This is a genomic window from Pseudomonas sp. KBW05 (assembly GCF_003852405.1).
Taxonomy (GTDB): domain Bacteria; phylum Pseudomonadota; class Gammaproteobacteria; order Pseudomonadales; family Pseudomonadaceae; genus Aquipseudomonas.
The window spans coordinates 36,626-52,792 of record NZ_QAJM01000007.1 but is presented as its reverse complement, the minus strand read 5'-3'; the positions used below and the strand labels follow the sequence as shown (position 1 = coordinate 52,792).

Sequence of the window (16,167 nt, the reverse complement as noted above, 5' to 3'; positions counted from 1 at the left end):
GGTCAGGCGCAGATGAGTTGCCTGACACGCCGTCTTCGCGAGCAAGCCCGCTCCCACACTAGCCCGCTCCCACAGGGTAGCGTGGTGTTTAGTCGAGGGCTTTCCAGATCTCGGTGGCGTACTCGCGGATGGTCCGGTCGGAACTGAACCAGCCCATCCGCGACGTATTGAGCACCGCCGAACGCCACCACGCCTTGGAATCGTGCCAATGCGCTTCGACCCGCGCCTGGGCGTCCCAGTAGGAATCGAAGTCGGCACACACCAGGAAGCGGTCGTAATCGACCAACCCGTCGATCAAGCCCACATAACGCCCCGGATCATCCGGCGAGAACACCCCGCCACGAATCGCTTGCAGCACATCGTTGAGGCGATGGGACGCTGCAATATCGGGCCCGGCGTTGAATTCGCCAGCATGTTTACGCGCTTCCACCTGCTGCGCGCTGAGGCCGAAGATAAACATGTGCTCGGCACCGACGCGCTCGTGCATCTCCACGTTGGCGCCGTCCATGGTGCCGATGGTCAGCGCACCGTTGAGGCCGAACTTCATGTTGCTGGTGCCCGAGGCTTCAAAGCCGGCGGTGGAGATCTGCTCCGACAAGTCCGCCGCCGGAATGATGCTTTCCGCCAGGCTGACGTTGTAGTTGGGCAGGAACACCACCTTGAGCAGGCCGCGCACGGTGGGGTCGTTGTTGACGGTGCGGGCGATGTCGTTGGTCAGCTTGATGATCAACTTGGCCTGGTGATAGCTGGCGGCCGCCTTGCCCGAGAAGATCTTCACCCGTGGCACCCAGTCGGTGCCCGGTTCGGCGCGGATCGCCTGGTACAGCGCCACGGTGTGCAGCAGGTTGAGCAGTTGGCGCTTGTATTCGTGGATGCGCTTGACCTGCACGTCAAACATCGCCGCCGGGTTGACCGAAATGCCCAGGCGTTCGTGGATGATTTCGGCCAGTGCCCTTTTACTGTGCAGGCGTTGCTCGGCGAAGGCCTTGCGGAACGCCGGTTTGTCGGCAAACGGTTCGAGCTCGATCAGGCGCTGTTCGGGCTTGTCGAGGATGTCCGGGCCAAGGGCTTCCACCAGCATCTCGGTGAGTTTGGGGTTGGCCTGGTACAGCCAGCGGCGGAAGGTGATGCCGTTGGTTTTGTTGTTGATGCGCTCGGGGTAGAGCTTGTGCAGTTCGGAGAACACCGTGCTGCGCATCAACTGAGTGTGCAAACCCGACACGCCGTTGACGCTATGGGAGCCGAGGAACGCCAGGTTGCCCATGCGCACGCGGCGGCCATTGTCTTCTTCGATCAGCGATACGGCGCGCAGCACGTCAAAGTCGTGGATGCCTTTGGCGCGGAGCGAGTCGATGTGCTGGGCGTTGATCAGGTAGATGATCTGCATGTGCCGGGGCAGCATGCGCTCCATCAAGCCGACAGGCCAGGTTTCCAAGGCTTCGGGCAGCAGGGTGTGGTTGGTGTAGGAAAGGGTTTCGACGGTGACCTGCCAGGCCGCGTCCCAGGCGATGTCATGCAGGTCCACCAACTGGCGCATCAATTCGGCCACGGCGATGGACGGGTGAGTGTCGTTGAGTTGGATCGCGGCGTGTTCGCCCAGGCTGAGGACGGAGCCGTGCATGTTCTTGTGGCGGCGCAAAAGGTCTTGCAGGGAGGCGGCGACAAAGAAGTATTCCTGGCGCAGGCGCAGTTCCTGCCCCGCTTCGGTGCTGTCGGCCGGGTAAAGCACCCGGGAGATGCTTTCGGCGCGGGCCACTTCGGCGACGGCACCGAGGTGGTCACCGGCGTTGAAGCGTTCCAGGTGCAGGTCTTCCACGGCGCGGGCACGCCACAGGCGCAGGGTGTTGACGCTGGCACCGCGCCAGCCGACCACCGGGGTGTCGTAGGCGATGGCGCGCACGGTTTCGTTGGGGGTCCATTCCTGGATCAGCTTGCCGGAACTGTCAGGCTTGGTTTCGACGCTGCCGCCAAAGCCAATCGGGTACACCACTTCGGGCCGTTCGAACTCCCACGGGTTGCCGAAATCCAGCCAGTGCTCGGTCTGTTCCTGTTGCCAACCATCGACAATCGCCTGGCGGAACAGGCCGTGTTCATAACGGATGCCATAGCCGTGGCCGGCAATGCCCAAGGTCGACATGCTTTCCATGAAGCACGCCGCCAAACGGCCCAGGCCACCATTGCCGAGCGCGGCGTCGGGCTCCAGCAGGCGGATGCGCTCAAGGTCCACGCCCAGCTCCGCCAGGGCTTCACGGGCAATCTCCAGCACGCCGAGGTTGCTCAGGCTGTCGTAGAGCAGACGGCCGATGAGGAACTCCAGGGAGAGGTAGTACACCCGCTTCTGGCCTTTGCGGTAGATGCGCCGCGTGTGGTCCATCCAGTGATCGACCATCTGGTCGCGCGCGGCCAGGGCAATGGCTTCGAACCAGTCGTGGTCGAAGGCGTGATCCGGGTCCTTGCCCACCGCGTAGGTGAGTTTGGTCAAGACGGCATCGCGGAATGCGGCTACCTCTGCTTCTCGTGCAAGTGGTTCCTGAGACATCAGATGCGACCTCGGGCGAGATAGAAGGAGTTGCTAGAGCCTAGACGGTCTGACAGACGGTGACCGCTCTGGTTCGGCACTTTTTTAACGCATTTACCTTTGCTGGTTTTTGATGCATTGGCCGTGCCTGCTTTGGCTCAGGCGCGCCTTCTGGCTGAAACCCAGAAAATATTGTTCAAAAAATCACCAATCCCGGTATGATCGCGCGCCCGGATACAGCCCCACCTTTTGGAACCCTGATGAAGCCTCAACTGATCGCCGCCGCGGAACTCGACCGTCTTGAAACGTGGCAGAAATACTCCGCGCACATGTGCGGTGGCTGCGTGTCCAGCTGCTGCACGCTGCCGGTCGAAGTGAAGGTCAAGGACCTGATCCGCATTGGCCTCGTCGATGAGTTCGAACTCGGCGACCCGGCGAAGAACATCGCCAAGCGCTTGCAGAAGGAAGGCATCGTTGAGCGCTTCAATTCCAAGTCCGAAATTTTTACCCTGCAGCGCATGAGCAACAACGACTGCCTGTTCCTGGATCGTAAGACGCGCTTCTGCACTATTTATGACAAGCGCCCGGATACCTGCCGCAACCACCCGAAGATCGGGCCGCGGCCGGGGTATTGCGCGTATAAGCCGAAGGAAGTGGTGCGCGAGACCAAGTTCAAGACGCTCGATAAGTTCTGATCCAGATTCTGTAGTGGCCTTTAGGGCCTCATCGCAGGCAAGCCAGCTCCCACATTTTGATTTGTGAACACATTCAAAGGTGGGAGCTGGCTTGCCTGCGATGGGGCCAGCAGAGCCAACACACAAACTGCAGGCACAAAAAAACGCCCCCGGCCTTTCGACCGGGGGCGTTTTTCATTCAGCCTGAGTTAACTCAGTTCTTGGCTTTCTTGGCAGCGCGGGTACGCTCGCCTTCGTCCAGGATCTTCTTACGCAGGCGGATCGACTTAGGCGTAACTTCGCACAGCTCGTCGTCCTGGATGAATTCCAGGGCCTGTTCCAGGGTGAAGCGAACAGGTGGAACCAGAGCGATGGTTTCGTCTTTACCCGAAGCACGCATGTTGTCGAGCTTCTTGCCTTTGGTTGGGTTGACGCCCATGTCGGTGTCACGGCTGTTCAGACCAACGATCTGACCGTTGTAGATCTCTTGACCGTGTTCAACGAACAGCTTGCCACGCGCCTGGAGGGTTTCCAGGGAGTAGGTCAGCGCCTTGCCGGTTTCTACCGATACCAGAACGCCGTTCTGACGACCGGACATTTGACCGGACTTCATCACGTCGTAACGGTCGAAGATCGAGGTCAGGATGCCAGCACCGTTGGTCAGGGTCAGGAACTGGTTACGGAAACCGATCAGACCACGAGCAGGGATGTTGTATTCCAGACGTACACGGCCTTTGCCATCCGGCACCATGTTGGTCAGGTCGCCCTTACGCAGGCCCATCTCTTCCATGACCTTGCCCTGGGATTCTTCAGGGGTGTCGATGGTGACGTTTTCGAACGGTTCGTGCTTGTTACCGTCAACAACGCGGATGATCACTTCTGGACGACCAACGCCCATTTCGAAGCCTTCGCGACGCATGGTTTCGATCAGTACGGACAAGTGCAGCTCGCCACGGCCCGATACTTTGAACTTGTCAGCCGAGTCGCCTTCTTCAACGCGCAGTGCAACGTTGTACAGCAGCTCTTTGTCCAGACGTTCCTTGATGTTACGGGAAGTCACGAACTTGCCTTCTTTACCGCAGAATGGCGAGTCGTTTACCTGGAAGGTCATGGAAACGGTTGGCTCGTCAACGGTCAACGGCTTCATCGCTTCAACGTTCAGCGGGTCGCACAGGGTGTCGGAGATGAACAGCGAGTCCATACCGCTGATGCACACGATGTCGCCGGCAGCAGCTTCTTCAACGTCTACACGGTGCAGACCGTGGTGACCCATCAGCTTCAGGATACGGCCGTTACGCTTCTTGCCGTCAGCATCGATAGCCACAACCGGAGTGTTCGGCTTGACGCGACCACGAGCGATACGGCCAACGCCGATAATGCCCAGGAAGCTGTTGTAGTCCAGTGCCGAAATTTGCATCTGGAACGGACCGTCACGGTCAACAGCCGGCGCTGGTACGTTGTCGACGATCGACTGGTACAGCGGGGTCATGTCTTCAGCCATGTCGGTGTGGTCCAGACCGGCAATACCGTTCAGGGCCGAGGCGTAGACGACTTTGAAGTCCAGCTGTTCTTCGGTGGCACCCAGGTTGTCGAACAGGTCGAAGATCTGGTCCAGAACCCAGTCCGGACGCGCGCCTGGACGGTCAACCTTGTTGATCACCACGATTGGACGCAGGCCGGCTTCGAAAGCCTTCTTGGTCACGAAACGGGTTTGCGGCATAGGGCCGTCTTGGGCATCAACCAGCAGCAGAACGGAGTCGACCATCGACATTACGCGTTCTACTTCGCCGCCGAAGTCGGCGTGGCCCGGGGTGTCCACGATGTTGATGTGGTAGCCGTTCCAGTTGATAGCGGTGTTTTTAGCCAGGATGGTAATACCGCGCTCTTTTTCCTGGTCGTTGGAGTCCATCACGCGCTCGTCGTTGAGCTCGTTGCGCTCCAGGGTGCCGGATTGACGCAGGAGTTTGTCTACCAGGGTGGTTTTACCATGGTCAACGTGAGCAATGATGGCGATGTTACGTAGATTTTCGATCACTTGTGTATCTCGATCAGAGGATTCGGTGTGCTGACAGGTCGTGGCAGCGATTAACAGTAGAGTCAGGCCTTGCCGTTACAGCTTGACGGCAGAGTCGGGGGGCCGGTGACGCAGGCCACAGGCAAACAGCCCCGGGCTCTTAGCTCGGTCGATAAACGCGCACATTGGCATGCCCCTCACTGAGCAAATGGTGGGCATGCAGGCGACTCATCACGCCTTTGTCGCAATACAGCAGGTACTGACGGCTGTTATCCAGTTCCTTGAAACGCGCGTTCAATGCATAAAACGGCAGCGTTTGTACGTCGATGCCAGCGATTTCCAGCGGCTCATCTTCAGCGGCATCCGGGTGACGGATATCAATGACGATCTGGCCGGCCAGGGCTTCGCTGACTTCTTCGATCTTGATGTCCTGGCCCAATTCGTCGATCACGCGATCGATCGGCACCAGCTTGGCGTTCTCGAGCGCACGCTCCAGAACGGCCATGTCGAACTGTTGTTCTTCGTACTCCACGCGGTTGCGCTTGGCGTGGGTCTTGGGGTTCACCGAGATGACCCCGCAATATTCAGGCATGTGCTTGGCAAAGTCGGCCGTGCCGATTTCTTCGGCCAGGTCGATGATGTCCTGCTTGTGACTGGCGATCAGCGGGCGCAAGACCAGCTTCTCGGTGACGCAATCGATCAGCGACAGGTTCGGCAGCGTTTGGCTGGAGACCTGGGAGATGGCTTCACCGGTCACCAGGGCGTCGATCTGCAATTGATCGGCGATCCGCGACGCAGCGCGCAACATCATACGCTTCAATACCACGCCCATATGACTGTTATCGACTTTACCGAGAATTTCTCCCAGCACTTCCTCAAACGGTACGCTTACAAATAGCACGCGTTGGGAGCTGCCGTACTTCTTCCAGATAAAGTGCGCGACTTCCATCACGCCCAATTCGTGTGCACGCCCGCCCAGATTAAAGAAGCAGAAGTGGCTCATCAGGCCGCGGCGCATGATCTGGTAGGCCGCCACCGTGGAATCGAAACCGCCGGACATCAATACCAGGGTCTGTTCCAAGGCGCCCAGCGGGTAGCCGCCGATGCTGTTGTGCTGGCTGTGGATGACAAACAACCGTTGGTCGCGAATTTCCATGCGCACTTCAATTTGCGGCGCTTTCAGGGAAATTCCGGCGGCGCCGCACTCGCGACGCAGCTTGCTGCCGACGTATTTCTCGACGTCCATGGAGCTGAAGGTGTGCTTGCCGGCGCGCTTGCAGCGCACCGAAAAGATCTTGCCTTCGATCTCGCTGCCGAAGTGCTGCTTGCACTTCTCAGTGATGTCGTCGAAGTCGCCCAGCGGGTACTCATCCACCTGCAGGAAATGCGCGATGCCCGGCATGCAGCTCAGGCGCTCGGTCATGTCCTTCAAGGCTTTGGCGTCGGTGATGCGGGTTTCCAGCTCGAGGTTGTCCCACACGCCGTTCACCACCACAGCCGGGTCCAGGTCACGGAGCACGGCACGGATGTTCTTGGCCAACTGACGGATGAAACGCGTCCGTACCGGTCGGCTTTTGATGGTGATCTCGGGGAAGACTTTAACGATTAATTTCATGGAAACAGCGCGCGCCGGGCCTGCTGAAAAAGGGGGGCGCGGATTATAGCGGAAATCGCTCAAGGTTTAACCAGTTAATATGCATCGGACTGCGCGCGCACTAAAGCAGTGCATTTTCGGGCGCTGACGCCACATTGCGGTGCGCCATTTCCGGGCTTTTGTCGCTTTGCACCTTTATAGGGGCGTTTTTGGACCAGAAAACCCATGTTGGCGCACTGGCATGCAATTTGCTCTCTTGTGAGGCAGGTTGCCATGGCGGACTATCCGCGCCGGCATCACCCACATTCTAAGGGCTAACTCCACTACCCCAGCCCGAAGCCACCCGGAGGACACTATGTCGAAGTCGGTTCAACTCATCAAAGATCATGACGTTAAATGGATTGATCTGCGCTTCACGGACACCAAAGGCACTCAGCACCACGTGACCATGCCGGCTCGTGACGCGCTGGAAGACGACTTCTTCGAAGTCGGCAAGATGTTCGACGGTTCCTCCATCGCTGGCTGGAAAGGCATCGAAGCCTCCGACATGATCCTGCTGCCGGACGACGACTCTGCCGTTCTGGACCCGTTCACCGAAGAGCCGACCCTGATCCTGGTCTGCGACATCATCGAACCTTCGACCATGCAAGGCTACGATCGCGACCCGCGCGCCATCGCCCACCGTGCCGAGGAATACCTGAAGACCACCGGTATCGGTGACACCGTTTTCTGCGGTCCTGAGCCTGAGTTCTTCATCTTCGACGAAGTGAAGTTCAAGTCCGACATCTCCGGTTCGATGTTCAAGATCTTCTCCGAGCAAGGCTCGTGGATGTCCGACCAAGACATCGAAGGCGGCAACAAAGGCCACCGTCCAGGCGTCAAAGGCGGCTACTTCCCAGTACCTCCGTTCGACCACGACCACGAAATCCGTACCTCCATGTGCAACGCACTGGAAGAAATGGGCCAGGTCGTTGAAGTTCACCACCACGAAGTGGCAACTGCTGGCCAGAACGAAATCGGCGTCAAGTTCAACACCCTGGTGAAGAAAGCCGACGAAGTTCAAACCCTGAAATACGTTGTCCACAACGTTGCTGACGCCTACGGCCGCACCGCGACCTTCATGCCGAAGCCGCTGTACGGCGATAACGGTTCGGGCATGCACGTTCACATGTCCATCGCCAAAGATGGCAAGAACACCTTCGCTGGCGAAGGTTATGCCGGCCTGTCGGAAACTGCCCTGTACTTCATCGGCGGTATCATCAAGCACGGTAAGGCCCTGAACGGCTTCACCAACCCGGCGACCAACTCCTACAAGCGTCTGGTACCAGGCTTCGAAGCGCCGGTCATGCTGGCCTACTCGGCCCGTAACCGTTCCGCCTCGATCCGTATTCCTTACGTCAACAGCCCACGTGGCCGTCGTATCGAAGCACGTTTCCCGGACCCGGCTGCCAACCCATACCTGGCTTTCGCAGCACTGCTGATGGCTGGCCTGGACGGTATCCAGAACAAGATCCACCCAGGCGACGCCGCCGACAAAAACTTGTACGACCTGCCGCCTGAAGAGGCCAAAGAGATCCCACAAGTGTGCGGCAGCCTGAAAGAAGCCCTGGAAGAGCTGGACAAGGGCCGTGCGTTCCTGACCAAAGGCGGCGTGTTCAGCGACGACTTTATCGATGCCTATATCGCCCTGAAAAGCGAAGAAGAAATCAAGGTCCGCACCTTCGTACACCCACTGGAATACGAGCTGTACTACAGCTGCTGATCCGGTAGCGCCGCTTAACGTGGCGTGACAAAAAAGACCTCCTTCGGGAGGTCTTTTTTTTGCCCAACATTTTGGGCTTACGCCGCATCCAATCTGCGAATCCAATTAAACATGTGGGAGCGGGCTTGCTCGCGAATGCGGTGTATCAGGCACAGATGTTCTGTCTGACCCACCGTATTCGCGAGCAAGCCCGCTCCCACAGTTGAATTGTGTACATCCAGTGAATTTATAGCTTCCTGAACAAGCTTCACAAAACCGCACTATATTGGTGCGACAAGCCGCACCCTTCCCACCCGCCAGCCCATTTTGGTTCGAAACTTCCCGAGCAAGCTGGCAGAACGCTACAGATTCGCGCCCTAAACCCCCATTCCAGGGCATTTACGCTTCTTTTCGGAGCCTTGGTTTGGTTTTTGCATTTTCCTTGTATCAGCGTGTGCCTCAAGCCCGCGCCTTGCTCCAAAAGAGGTCCTGATGACCATCAGCGATGCACTGCACCGTTTGCTACTCGACAACCTGACCACCGCGACCATCCTGCTCAATGACGACCTGCGTCTTGAGTACATGAACCCGGCGGCGGAGATGCTCCTGGCCATCAGCGGCCAGCGCAGCCATGGGCAGTTCATCAGCGAATTGTTCACCGAGTCGGCCGAAGCCTTGAGCTCGTTGCGCCAGGCGGTGGAGCAGGCACACCCGTTTACCAAGCGTGAAGCGATGCTCACCGCCCTCACCGGCCAGACGCTGACCGTCGATTACGCCGTGACCCCGATCCTCAGCAACGGCACGACCCTGCTGTTGCTTGAAGTGCATCCCCGCGACCGCCTGCTGCGCATCACCAAGGAAGAAGCGCAGCTGTCCAAGCAGGAGACCAGCAAGATGCTGGTGCGCGGCCTGGCCCATGAGATCAAGAACCCGCTCGGCGGCATTCGTGGCGCGGCGCAGCTGCTGGCCCGCGAGTTGCCCGACGAGAACCTCAAGGACTACACCAACGTCATCATCGAAGAAGCCGACCGCCTGCGGAACCTGGTGGACCGCATGCTCGGCTCCAACAAGCTGCCGTCGCTGGCGATGACCAACGTGCACGAGGTGCTGGAGCGTGTTTGCCAGCTGGTCGAGGCCGAAAGCCAGGGTTGCATCACCTTGGTGCGCGACTACGACCCGAGCATTCCCGACGTATTGATCGACCGCGAGCAGATGATCCAGGCGGTGCTCAATATCGTGCGCAACGCCATGCAAGCCATCAGCAGCCAGAACGAATTGCGCCTGGGCCGCATCAGCCTGCGCACCCGCGCCCTGCGCCAGTTCACCATCGGCCATGTGCGCCATCGCCTGGTGACCAAGGTCGAGATCATCGACAACGGCCCGGGCATTCCTGCGGAACTTCAGGAAACCATCTTCTTTCCCATGGTCAGCGGCCGCCCGGACGGTACCGGGCTCGGCCTGGCCATCACCCAGAACATCATCAGCCAGCACCAGGGTCTGATCGAATGTGAGAGCCATCCTGGCCACACCACGTTCTCGATCTTTCTGCCACTGGAACAAGGAGCCCCATCGACATGAGCCGTAGTGAAACTGTCTGGATCGTCGATGACGACCGTTCTATCCGCTGGGTCCTCGAGAAAGCCTTGCAACAGGAAGGCATGACCACGCAGAGCTTCGACAGCGCCGACGGCGTAATGAGCCGCCTCGCGCGCCAGCAGCCCGACGTGATCATCTCCGACATCCGCATGCCCGGCGCCAGCGGCCTGGACCTGCTGGCACGCATTCGCGAGCAGCACCCGCGCCTGCCGGTGATCATCATGACGGCGCACTCGGACCTGGACAGCGCTGTCGCGTCCTACCAGGGCGGCGCGTTTGAATACCTGCCCAAGCCGTTCGATGTGGACGAGGCGGTGGCGCTGGTCAAGCGCGCCAACCAGCACGCCCAGGAACAGCAAAGCCAGGAAGCCCCACCGGCCCTGACCCGCACCCCGGAAATCATCGGCGAAGCGCCGGCGATGCAGGAAGTGTTTCGCGCCATCGGACGCTTGAGCCACTCCAACATCACAGTGCTGATCAACGGCGAGTCGGGTACCGGTAAAGAGTTGGTGGCCCACGCCCTGCACCGTCACAGCCCCCGGGCTGCTTCGCCATTCATCGCGCTGAATATGGCGGCGATTCCCAAGGACTTGATGGAATCCGAGCTGTTCGGCCACGAGAAAGGTGCGTTCACCGGCGCGGCCAACCTGCGGCGCGGGCGCTTTGAACAGGCCGACGGCGGCACGTTGTTCCTCGATGAAATCGGCGACATGCCGGCCGACACCCAGACTCGCCTGTTGCGCGTACTGGCGGACGGCGAGTTTTATCGCGTCGGCGGGCACACGCCGGTCAAGGTCGACGTGCGCATCATCGCGGCGACCCACCAGAACCTGGAAACCCTGGTACACGCGGGCAAGTTCCGTGAGGACTTGTTCCACCGCCTCAACGTGATCCGCATCCACATCCCGCGCATGTCGGATCGTCGCGAAGACATCCCGACCCTGGCCCGCCACTTCCTCAGCCGCGCTGCCCAGGAGCTGGCCGTGGAGCCGAAGCTGCTGAAAAGCGAGACCGAGGAGTACCTGAAGAACCTGCCATGGCCGGGCAACGTGCGCCAGCTGGAGAACACCTGCCGCTGGATCACGGTGATGGCGTCCGGGCGCGAAGTGCACATCAGCGACCTGCCGCCCGAGCTGTTGAGCCTGCCGCAGGATTCGGCGCCAGTGACCAACTGGGAGCAGGCGCTGCGTCAGTGGGCCGACCAGGCGCTAGCTCGCGGCCAGTCGAACCTGCTGGACAGCGCCGTGCCGGCGTTTGAGCGGATCATGATCGAGACGGCCTTGAAGCACACCGCTGGTCGCCGTCGCGATGCTGCCGTGTTGCTGGGTTGGGGGCGTAACACCCTGACGCGCAAGATCAAGGAATTGGGGATGAAGGTCGACGGTGGCGATGATGACGAGGGCGACGACGCCTGACATCTCTCTAACCTCCACCGAAAATCCAATGTGGGAGCGGGCTTGTGTGGGAGCGGGCTTGCTCGCGAATACGGTGTATCAGGCACAGATGTTCTGTCTGACCCACCGCTTTCGCGAGCAAGCCCGCTCCCACATTTGGTTCCGCACAAGGTTTGGAGACTGTGCACCGCTTGAATGCACCGTGAACCGGCATCGGGCACCGACTCAAGGCCTGGAGTATCGGCCTGATTGAAAACTCTTCGAAGTCCGGAAACACCAAAGCCCCGTATTCCGGGGCTTTGCGCTTTCTGTAAAAAGTTTTTTGCACAACCTGGCCACTCTGGCACGCGCCCTGCAATAACCCTTGTACAACCCAGTTTCGGGGACCTTGGTACAGGCAGGCCGAGAATCCCCTCTTTACACCCGGGGTGCTTGATGCGAACCGCGTCGCGCTCCACACCGCTTTGGGGAACCTTGGTACAGGCAGGCCGGGGATTCCCTCTTTAACACCGAAGCCCTTGCGGCTTCAGCCCGTTTTGGGAGCCCTGGTACAGGCAGGCCGGGAACTCCCTCTTTTATTGCTCCTGGAGATGGATCTCCAACCGCCAGCGGCCCTCGGCCTTCTCGCCCTTCCACTCCCCGCGTAACGGCCGAGCCGCCACCAGGTTCAGCAGCAGGCCGCCATCGGTCTTGCGGATGCGCCAATTCACATCCTTGTCATTGACCTTGAGCTGCCCACTGGCCGCCTTGCCCTGGGCGTCGAACAGCAGCGCCACGGTGCCATCGATATGTTCACCGTGCAGCTTGGGTTCGCTGTTGAACCACACCACCACGCCATCCGCCGCCGTATCAAGCTGTTGCAGCTCCACCGGGTCCGCCGTGGTCAGGCGACCGATCATCAGCCCCACCATCATGCCGACAATCGCCAAAGAGCCCATGACCCTCGGCATTAGCTTCGGTCTTGGGTCCTCTTCGGGGGTAGAATGCAGCGCATCTTTACCTTCGGAGCCGTGCATGTTTCACGTCATCCTTTTTCAACCAGAAATTCCGCCGAATACCGGCAACGTTATCAGGCTGTGCGCCAACAGTGGCTGCCACCTGCATTTGATCGAGCCTTTGGGCTTCGACATGGACGACAAGCGCCTGCGCCGCGCCGGGCTGGACTACCACGAGTACGCCACGCTCAAGCGCCACGCCGACCTGGCCAGCTGCCTGGAAAGCCTGGGGCACCCACGGCTGTTCGCGTTTACCACCAAGGGCTCGCGACCGTTTCATGATGCCAGCTTTGCCGAAGGCGACGCCTTCCTGTTTGGCCCCGAGAGTCGCGGCCTACCGGCCGAGGTGCTGGATGCCTTGCCTGATGGCCATCGCTTGCGATTGCCGATGCGTGAAGGGTGCCGCAGCCTGAACCTGTCCAACACTGTGGCCGTCGCTGTCTACGAAGGCTGGCGCCAACTGGGCTTCAAGTAACACACAAAACAAAATGTGGGAGCGGGCTTGCTCGCGAAAGCGGCGTGCCAGTCACTGAAGATATCGACTGACATACCGCATTCGCGAGCAAGCCCGCTCCCACATTTGATCGGTGTCGCTGTTCAGAACCGCTTACTGAACGGTCGACGAACCTTCCTGTTGCATGCGCTGCAGCTCTTGCGCGTACAGGGCATCGAAGTTCACCGGTGCCAGCATCAGCGCTGGGAACGAGCCACGGGTGACCAGGCTGTCCAGGGTCTCACGGGCATACGGGAACAGGATGTTCGGGCAGAACGCGCCCAGGGTGTGGCTCATGGACGCTTCGTCCAGGCCCTGGATCAGGAAGATACCGGCCTGTTGCACTTCAGCGATGAAGGCCACTTCTTCGCCATTCTTCACGGTCACCGACAGGGTCAGCACGACTTCGTGGAAGTCGCCTTCCAGTGCCTTTTGACGGGTGTTCAGGTCCAGCGCAACGCTTGGGGTCCATTCCTGGCGGAAGATCGCCGGGCTTTTCGGCGCTTCGAACGACAGGTCACGCACGTAGATGCGCTGCAGCGAGAACTGTGGGCCTTGGTCTTGCGCAGCTTCGGTGTTCTGTTGGTCAGTCATCGCAGATCCTTGTGATCTTGGGGTCTTTTAGGGGTTAGGCGAGCAGCGCATCGAGCTTGCCGGCGCGCTCCAGGGCAAACAGGTCGTCGCAGCCACCGATGTGCTTGGCGCCGATCCAGATCTGCGGCACGGACGTGCGCCCCGCCTTCTGGGCCATTTCGGCACGCACCTGGGGTTTGCCATCGACCTTGATTTCTTCGAAGGCAACGCCCTTTTTCTCCAGCAAGGCCTTGGCCCGCATGCAGTAAGGGCACCAATCGCTGGAGTACACGACAACCTGGCTCATATCACTTCACCAGCGGGAGGTTATCGGCTTTCCAGCTGCCGATACCGCCGGACAGTTTGGCGGCGGTGAAACCGGCCTTGAGCATTTCGCGGGCGTGGGTGCCGGCGTGCTGGCCCTGGGCATCGACCAGGATGATAGTCTTGGCCTTGTGTTTTTCCAGCTCGGCCAGGCGCGCGATCAGCTTGTCCTGTGGAATATTCAGGGCACCGACGATATGGCCGGCGGCAAAATCCTTGGCCGGACGGATGTCCACGACAACGGCCTCATCCTTGTTGACCAGCGCGGTCAGCTCCGACGTGCTCAGGCTGCGGCCACCACGGCTCATCTCGTGAGCGATCAGCAGCGCCAGCAGGATGACGAAGGCACCCACGAGCAGATAGTGGGCAGTGGCAAATGCAATCAGGTGATCAACCATCAAGGAGGTTCCAGGGCGTTAAAATGGCGGTAAGTATACACAGCCGTCAGGGGCGGCCAACCCCCGTAAAGCGGTGACGCGGTCGGAACTTCGCTTTAAACTGCCACTCCCTTTTCAATCGCCTTCCTTTATTACCGCCACGAGAGGATCTATGACTACTACGCCTAAACCTTTGGTCCTGATAATTCTCGATGGCTTCGGACACAGTGAAAGCCACCACGACAACGCGGTATACGCGGCCAGGAAGCCCGTACTCGACCGCCTGACCGCGACGATGCCCAACGGCCTGATCTCCGGCTCCGGCATGGACGTAGGCCTGCCGGACGGCCAGATGGGCAACTCGGAAGTCGGCCACATGAATCTCGGCGCCGGACGAGTGGTCTATCAAGACTTCACTCGCGTGACCAAAGCGATCCGCGATGGCGAGTTCTTCGAGAACCCGACCATCTGCGCCGCCGTCGATAAAGCCGTGGCTGCCGGCAAGGCCGTGCACTTCATGGGCCTGTTGTCCGATGGCGGCGTACACAGCCATCAGGACCACCTGGTCGCCATGGCCGAACTGGCTTTCAAGCGCGGCGCCGACAAGATCTACCTGCACGCCTTCCTCGACGGCCGTGACACCCCGCCGAAAAGCGCGCAATCGTCCATCGAACTGCTCGACGCCACCTTTGCCGCCCTGGGCAAAGGCCGCATCGCCAGCCTGGTGGGTCGCTATTTCGCCATGGACCGCGACAACCGCTGGGACCGCGTGTCCCAGGCCTACAACCTGATCGTCGACGGCCAGGCCGAATTCAACGCCGCCACTGCCCAGGAAGGCCTGGAAGCCGCCTATGCCCGCGGCGAGAGCGATGAGTTCGTCAAAGCCACCACCATCGGCGAGCCGGTCAAAGTGGAAGACGGCGACGCCGTGATCTTCATGAACTTCCGCGCCGACCGCGCCCGCGAGTTGAGCCGTGTGTTTGTCGAAGACGGTTTCAGCGAGTTCGAACGCGCGCGCCAGCCGAAAGTCCACTACGTCGGCCTGACCCAATACGCCGCCAGCATCCCGGCCCCTGCCGCGTTCGCGCCGGGCAGCCTGGAAAACGTGCTGGGCGACTACCTGGCGAAAAACGGCAAGACCCAGCTGCGCATCGCCGAAACCGAGAAATACGCCCACGTGACCTTCTTCTTCTCCGGCGGTCGTGAAGAACCGTTCCCAGGCGAAGAGCGCATCCTGATCCCGTCGCCAAAAGTCGCCACCTACGACCTGCAACCGGAAATGAGCGCGCCGGAAGTCACCGACAAGATCGTCGATGCCATCGAACACCAGCGTTATGACGTGATCGTGGTCAACTACGCCAACGGCGACATGGTCGGCCACAGCGGCAACCTCGCCGCCGCGACCAAGGCCGTGGAATGCCTGGACGAATGCGTCGGCCGTATCGCCGAGGCGCTGGAAAAAGTCGGCGGCGAAGCGCTGATCACCGCTGACCACGGCAATTGCGAGCAGATGTCGGATGAATCCACCGGCCAGGCCCACACCGCCCACACCACCGAGCCGGTGCCGTTCATCTATGTCGGCAAGCGTGATCTGAAAGTGCGTGAAGGTGGCGTACTGGCAGATGTGGCGCCGACCATGCTGAAGCTGATGGGGCTGGAGAAGCCGGCTGAGATGACTGGGACTTCGATCCTGGTCTGAAACGCTTTAGGGGTTGCTCAAAGCGGTCTGCCCGCCAATAATGGTCCCGAGCGCGAAACCAGTTGCCTCCAGCGGCAATAACTGGCGTAGGAACCCCGTTGATGGTTGGACATCAGCGTAGGGTGAGACCTCCACACCCCCGCTTGAGGGTGTGTATATGAATATCAAGCAGTTA

General features: G+C 60.0%; 13 protein-coding genes. 6 read left to right on the top strand and 7 right to left on the bottom strand.

Annotation, left to right across the window (positions count from 1 at the left end):
• Positions 1–88 precede the first annotated feature (88 nt).
• Positions 89–2,539, bottom strand: a complete 2,451-nt coding sequence (locus DBR46_RS06015) for a glycogen/starch/alpha-glucan phosphorylase (protein ID WP_124525407.1) — start codon at positions 2,537–2,539, stop codon at positions 89–91.
• A gap of 239 nt (positions 2,540–2,778) precedes the next feature.
• On the opposite strand from DBR46_RS06015, the gene DBR46_RS06010 reads away from it, so the two are divergent.
• Positions 2,779–3,213 carry a YkgJ family cysteine cluster protein gene (locus DBR46_RS06010; RefSeq protein ID WP_017734855.1) on the top strand — a complete coding sequence of 145 codons (435 nt, stop codon included), beginning with the start codon at positions 2,779–2,781 and terminating at the stop codon, positions 3,211–3,213.
• A gap of 193 nt (positions 3,214–3,406) precedes the next feature.
• Here the strand turns inward: DBR46_RS06010 and typA are convergent, their stop codons facing one another.
• Positions 3,407–5,227: a translational GTPase TypA gene (gene typA, locus DBR46_RS06005; RefSeq protein ID WP_124525406.1), complete on the bottom strand. Its 1,821-nt coding sequence runs from the start codon at positions 5,225–5,227 to the stop codon at positions 3,407–3,409.
• A gap of 139 nt (positions 5,228–5,366) precedes the next feature.
• Complete coding sequence (thiI, locus tag DBR46_RS06000; RefSeq protein WP_124525405.1) at positions 5,367–6,821, bottom strand: tRNA uracil 4-sulfurtransferase ThiI; 1,455 nt, start codon at positions 6,819–6,821, stop codon at positions 5,367–5,369.
• A 334-nt stretch (positions 6,822–7,155) separates the two neighbouring features.
• On the opposite strand from thiI, the gene glnA reads away from it, so the two are divergent.
• The 3 genes from glnA (at position 7,156) to ntrC (ending at position 11,552) form a co-directional block, all read left to right on the top strand.
• Complete coding sequence (gene glnA / locus DBR46_RS05995) at positions 7,156–8,562, top strand: glutamate--ammonia ligase (protein ID WP_124525404.1); 1,407 nt, start codon at positions 7,156–7,158, stop codon at positions 8,560–8,562.
• 471 nt (positions 8,563–9,033) lie between these two features.
• Positions 9,034–10,119 (top strand): nitrogen regulation protein NR(II), encoded by a 1,086-nt coding sequence (glnL, locus tag DBR46_RS05990; RefSeq protein WP_017734850.1) that lies wholly within the window; start codon positions 9,034–9,036, stop codon positions 10,117–10,119.
• Complete coding sequence (ntrC, locus tag DBR46_RS05985) at positions 10,116–11,552, top strand: nitrogen regulation protein NR(I) (RefSeq protein WP_017734849.1); 1,437 nt, start codon at positions 10,116–10,118, stop codon at positions 11,550–11,552. The genes glnL and ntrC overlap by 4 nt, the downstream gene beginning before the upstream one ends.
• Positions 11,553–12,106: 554 nt before the next feature.
• Here ntrC and DBR46_RS05975 read toward each other — a convergent pair.
• A complete protein-coding gene (locus DBR46_RS05975) occupies positions 12,107–12,547 on the bottom strand; it encodes a hypothetical protein (protein WP_124525403.1) in 441 nt (146 codons plus the stop codon).
• On the opposite strand from DBR46_RS05975, the gene DBR46_RS05970 reads away from it, so the two are divergent.
• Positions 12,546–13,001 (top strand): tRNA (cytidine(34)-2'-O)-methyltransferase, encoded by a 456-nt coding sequence (locus tag DBR46_RS05970; protein WP_003171120.1) that lies wholly within the window; start codon positions 12,546–12,548, stop codon positions 12,999–13,001. The genes DBR46_RS05975 and DBR46_RS05970 overlap by 2 nt on opposite strands.
• Before the next feature lie 132 nt (positions 13,002–13,133).
• On the opposite strand, the gene secB is transcribed toward DBR46_RS05970, so the two are convergent.
• Genes secB through DBR46_RS05955 form a run of 3 tightly spaced genes read right to left on the bottom strand, consistent with a single transcriptional unit; the run spans position 13,134 to position 14,314 of the window.
• Positions 13,134–13,613 (bottom strand): protein-export chaperone SecB, encoded by a 480-nt coding sequence (secB, locus tag DBR46_RS05965; RefSeq protein WP_003171119.1) that lies wholly within the window; start codon positions 13,611–13,613, stop codon positions 13,134–13,136.
• 34 nt (positions 13,614–13,647) lie between these two features.
• A complete protein-coding gene (gene grxC, locus DBR46_RS05960) occupies positions 13,648–13,899 on the bottom strand; it encodes a glutaredoxin 3 (RefSeq protein ID WP_017734847.1) in 252 nt (83 codons plus the stop codon).
• A gap of 1 nt (position 13,900) precedes the next feature.
• Positions 13,901–14,314: a rhodanese-like domain-containing protein gene (locus DBR46_RS05955; RefSeq protein WP_124525402.1), complete on the bottom strand. Its 414-nt coding sequence runs from the start codon at positions 14,312–14,314 to the stop codon at positions 13,901–13,903.
• 151 nt (positions 14,315–14,465) lie between these two features.
• On the opposite strand from DBR46_RS05955, the gene gpmI reads away from it, so the two are divergent.
• Positions 14,466–15,992, top strand: coding sequence for a 2,3-bisphosphoglycerate-independent phosphoglycerate mutase (gpmI, locus tag DBR46_RS05950; protein ID WP_124525401.1), 1,527 nt, complete (start codon positions 14,466–14,468; stop codon positions 15,990–15,992).
• Positions 15,993–16,167 lie beyond the last annotated feature (175 nt).